This is a genomic window from Pseudomonas fluorescens (assembly GCF_902497895.1).
GTDB classification, from domain to species: domain Bacteria; phylum Pseudomonadota; class Gammaproteobacteria; order Pseudomonadales; family Pseudomonadaceae; genus Aquipseudomonas; species Aquipseudomonas fluorescens_BP.
On record NZ_CABVHQ010000139.1, the window covers coordinates 1 to 3,712 of the forward strand.

Here is a 3,712-nt window from a genome sequence, read left to right on the forward strand (position 1 = left end):
GACAATGCGTTGGCCGGACGGGCGCCAAAATCAAAAGATCGCAGCCTGCGGCAGCTCCTACAGGGGGTCGGGGCATCGATGGATAAACGCGATCTTTCCGGCGGACAATGCGTTGGCCGGACGGGCGCCAAAATCAAAAGATCGCAGCCTGCGGCAGCTCCTACAGCTCTTCAAGCCGCCGCTCGATAAACCGCCGCTCAGGCAACTGCCGGGTCAATTCGAGGGCTCGTTGATAAGCCGCCCTCGCCTGCTCGACCCGCCCCAGCTGCCGGCAAAACTCCGCCCGAGCCGAATGCGCCAGGTGGTAGTCGAGCAACTCGCCACGCGCCAGAATGCCCTCGATCAATACCAGCCCCGCCAACGGGCCATCGCGCTGAGCCAGGGCTGCCGCGCGATTTAATTCGATCACCGGCGAAGGCAGCGCCCGCAGCAGTACGTCATACAGGCCGACAATCTGCGCCCAGTCGGTGTCCCTGGCGGTCGGCGCTTCGGCATGTACCGCGGCAATTGCCGCTTGCAGGCAGTAGGGGCCGAAGCGCCGGGTGCCCAGTGCCTTCTCCAGCAGCCCACAGCCTTCGGCGATTTGTTGGGCATTCCACAGCGAGCGGTCCTGTTCATCCAGCACAATCAGTTCACCCGCCGCCGAGGTCCGTGCCGGGCGGCGCGACTCATGCAGCAGCATCAGCGCCAGCAAGCCCATCACCTCCGGTTCCGGCAGCAGTTCCATCAACAAGCGAGCGAGGCGTATGGCTTCCGCGGTCAGGTCTTCGCGGGTCAACTGCGCGCCCATCGACGCCGAATAACCTTCGTTGAACACCAGATAAATCACCCGCAAAACACTGTCCAGACGCTCCGGCAACTCCGCCAGGGACGGCACTTGATAAGGGATCTTCGCGTCGCGAATCTTCGCCTTGGCACGGACGATACGCTGGGCGATGGTGGTCGGCGTGGTGAGAAAAGCCCGGGCGATTTCCTCGGTGGTCAGGTCGCAGATCTCCCGAAGCGTCAGCGGCACCTGGGCATCTGCCGCCAAGGCCGGGTGACAACAGGTGAAGATCAAACGCAGGCGGTCGTCCTCCACGTCGTCCTCGCTCCAGTCGGTCTCTTCAAGCTCTTCCAGCTGATTGACCAGTGCGGCCCGGGAGGCACTGAATCGCGCCCGCCGACGCAATGCATCAATAGCCTTGAAGCGCCCGGTCGACACCAGCCAGGTACGCGGATTATCCGGCACACCGTCGCGCTGCCAGCGCTCGACCGCGACGAAGAAGGCTTCGTGCAACGCCTCTTCGGCGAGGTCGAAATCGCCGAGCAAGCGAATCAGGGTCGCCAGGATCCGTCGCGAATCCGTGCGGTAAACCGTCTCGACCAGCGTCTTGACCGAGCCGTTCGCTTGGTCCGCCATCAGTCGGGCATGCCTTCGGTAACCAGTGTCACCAGCCGATCCAGACTTTGCCCCCAGCCCTCATGAAAGCCCATCGCCTCATGGGCCTGACGATCCTCTTCAGTCCAGTGCATGGCGCGCGCGGTGTAGAGGGTCTTGCCAGCGATTTCGTCGAAGGTCACTTCAGCGGTCATGAAGGGTTTTCCCGACGGAATCCAGCCCGGTTTGAAGGCGTCGGTGAAGACAATCCGCCGCGGCACGACGATCTCCAGGAACACCCCCTGGGTCGGATACTCGCTGCCGTCCGGGGCGCGCATCAAGGTCCGGAACAGGCCGCCGACCCACAGTTCCATCTCACACTCCGGTGTCGTCATGCCATGGGGCCCCCACCACTGCACCAGTAACTGCGGCTCGGTCCAGGCGCGGAAAACCTTGCGGCGCGGTGCATCAATCAAACGGCTGATGGATAACTCGAATTCTGCAGGCTGGGGTTGAGCCAGTGGAGCCTTCATTGGGGATCTCCTGCTTATGATTGTTCTCAGGAATTCAATTCACGTACCGGGCGCACCTCGACACTGCCGACCCGGGCCGCCGGGATATTCCCGGCGACCTGGATGGCTTCGTTGAGGTCCTTGGCATCGATCAGATAAAACCCGGCCAATTGCTCCTTGGTTTCAGCGAAGGGGCCATCGGTGATCGATAGCTTGCCATTGCGCATGCGCACCGTGGTTGCGGTCTGCACCGACTCCAGCGCCTCGGCGGCGAGCATCCGGCCACTGCCCTGAATCGACTCGGCGTAGGCCATGCATTCAGCATCCTTCGGGCTTTCAGGCAAGCTGTGGAGCAGGAGCTCTTCGCTGTAGACCAGGCATAGGTATTTCATGAAATTCTCCGTCATCAAGCTGATCAACTATGGCTGCTGATTCAGGGTTTGGCGAAAAACCCGACGATCAGGGTTGCAGGTCGAACAGCACCGTCCCGCTCATCATGTCGAACGGTGCCGACCAGTGCTCATGCACTACCAGCCATTGGCCATTGACGCGCTGGTAGCCGGCGGTCACCCGCATCCAGCAGGCTTTGGTTTCGCCTTTTTCGTCGGTGCCGCCGCAATGGGCCAGCCAGTGGGCAAAGGCGATATCGGCAGCGGGCACGACGTGCAGTTGGTGGAACTCGAAAATGCCGGGGCCGGGGCAGACTTTCATGCACTCTACCCAGTGCGCGCGGTAGGCCTCTTTGCCCTTGAATTGCAGCGCAGTCACGGCGTCGAACGAGGTGATATCGTCTGCGTAGAAGCTGACGATTTTCTCGATATCCTTGTCGATCACGGCTTGCTGCCAGGTTTCGATCAAGGCGCGGATTTCAATTTCGGTGGTGGGAGTGCTCATGATGGTTCTCCTTGCGATTGAGTTGCAGAGGGTCATCGAGTCGCCTGATGGGCGAGGTGTAAATCGTGAGGACACCCATAGTCGTATGACAAAAACCGAAATCGACACGTTCGCACGGTTTGCCACAAAAATATTTTTGTCTGCCGCAAACTCGATAGAATCTGCCTCTTACCTTCGCCGGAAAACGGACACCGCTAGTGACTACTGAACTTGTGCCCTACGAGAACCTGACTCCGGTTCAGCGCCAACAAGTCGAGGCCATCGAAATCCCCGCGCAGCAAAGGGAATTCTCCGGCGATATTCACGGCGCCTTGCACGCCCTGCTGTCCAACGCCAACCCCGGTGTCAAAGGCTTTGCCCTGCTGTCGCAAGGGGTTCCGGTAGCCTTCCTGCTGCTCAAACGTCCGCCGTGCCTTCCCCATTGGGCCGATAAAGACACCGCCACCCTGCACGCCCTGCAGGTCGACCACCGCGCCCAGGGCAAAGGTTTTGGCAAAGCCTGCCTGCAAGCCTTGCCACAAGTCGCTCGCCAGGCCTGGCCGGAGATCAACGGCTTGATGCTCTCGGTGGACGCCCACAACGAAGCGGCGCTCAACCTGTACCTCAAGCTCGGATGGGTCGATACCGGCGAAGCCTATAAGGGCCGGATCGGCTATGAGCGCAGGTTGGCGCTGGTGTTCTGAAGAGATATTTCGCAGTCTGCCCGGGATGTTGTGTTCTGATCCTCAATCCACCCCTCACCCCAACCCTCTCCCCACGGGGCATAGGTATCTACATATCTCGCTGGTCGAACACCCTACCTGTGGCGAGGGGGCTTGCCCCCGCTGGGTCGCGAAGCGGCCCTAAAACCGGCTATCGCGGTTTTCCAGGTAGAACGCATCCGCCGGTTTTACGACTGCTGCGCAGCCGAGCGGGGGCAAGCCCCCTCGCCACAGTATTTGGCAGC

General features: G+C 61.0%; 5 protein-coding genes. 1 reads left to right on the forward strand and 4 read right to left on the reverse strand.

Annotated features, from left to right (window positions below):
- Positions 1-160: 160 nt before the first annotated feature.
- The 4 genes from F8N21_RS29995 to F8N21_RS30010 form a co-directional block, all read right to left on the reverse strand.
- A complete protein-coding gene (locus tag F8N21_RS29995) occupies positions 161-1,402 on the reverse strand; it encodes an RNA polymerase sigma factor (RefSeq protein WP_150645565.1) in 1,242 nt (413 codons plus the stop codon).
- Positions 1,402-1,893 (reverse strand): SRPBCC family protein, encoded by a 492-nt coding sequence (locus F8N21_RS30000; RefSeq protein ID WP_150645566.1) that lies wholly within the window; start codon positions 1,891-1,893, stop codon positions 1,402-1,404. The genes F8N21_RS29995 and F8N21_RS30000 overlap by 1 nt, the downstream gene beginning before the upstream one ends.
- 26 nt (positions 1,894-1,919) lie before the next feature.
- Positions 1,920-2,264, reverse strand: coding sequence for a YciI family protein (locus tag F8N21_RS30005; RefSeq protein ID WP_150645567.1), 345 nt, complete (start codon positions 2,262-2,264; stop codon positions 1,920-1,922).
- Positions 2,265-2,331: 67 nt separating this feature from the next.
- A complete protein-coding gene (locus tag F8N21_RS30010; RefSeq protein WP_150645568.1) occupies positions 2,332-2,766 on the reverse strand; it encodes a YybH family protein in 435 nt (144 codons plus the stop codon).
- Positions 2,767-2,963: 197 nt separating this feature from the next.
- Between F8N21_RS30010 and F8N21_RS30015 the strand changes: the two genes are divergently transcribed.
- Positions 2,964-3,449, forward strand: coding sequence for a GNAT family N-acetyltransferase (locus F8N21_RS30015; protein WP_150645569.1), 486 nt, complete (start codon positions 2,964-2,966; stop codon positions 3,447-3,449).
- The last annotated feature ends 263 nt before the right edge of the window (positions 3,450-3,712 follow it).

Coding starts and splice junctions, on each gene's coding strand:
- F8N21_RS29995 (WP_150645565.1), bottom strand. CDS start 1,402: ATGGCGGACCAAGCGAACGGCTCGGTCAAGACGCTGGTCGAGACGGTT.
- F8N21_RS30005 (WP_150645567.1), bottom strand. CDS start 2,264: ATGAAATACCTATGCCTGGTCTACAGCGAAGAGCTCCTGCTCCACAGC.
- F8N21_RS30010 (WP_150645568.1), bottom strand. CDS start 2,766: ATGAGCACTCCCACCACCGAAATTGAAATCCGCGCCTTGATCGAAACC.
- F8N21_RS30000 (WP_150645566.1), bottom strand. CDS start 1,893: ATGAAGGCTCCACTGGCTCAACCCCAGCCTGCAGAATTCGAGTTATCC.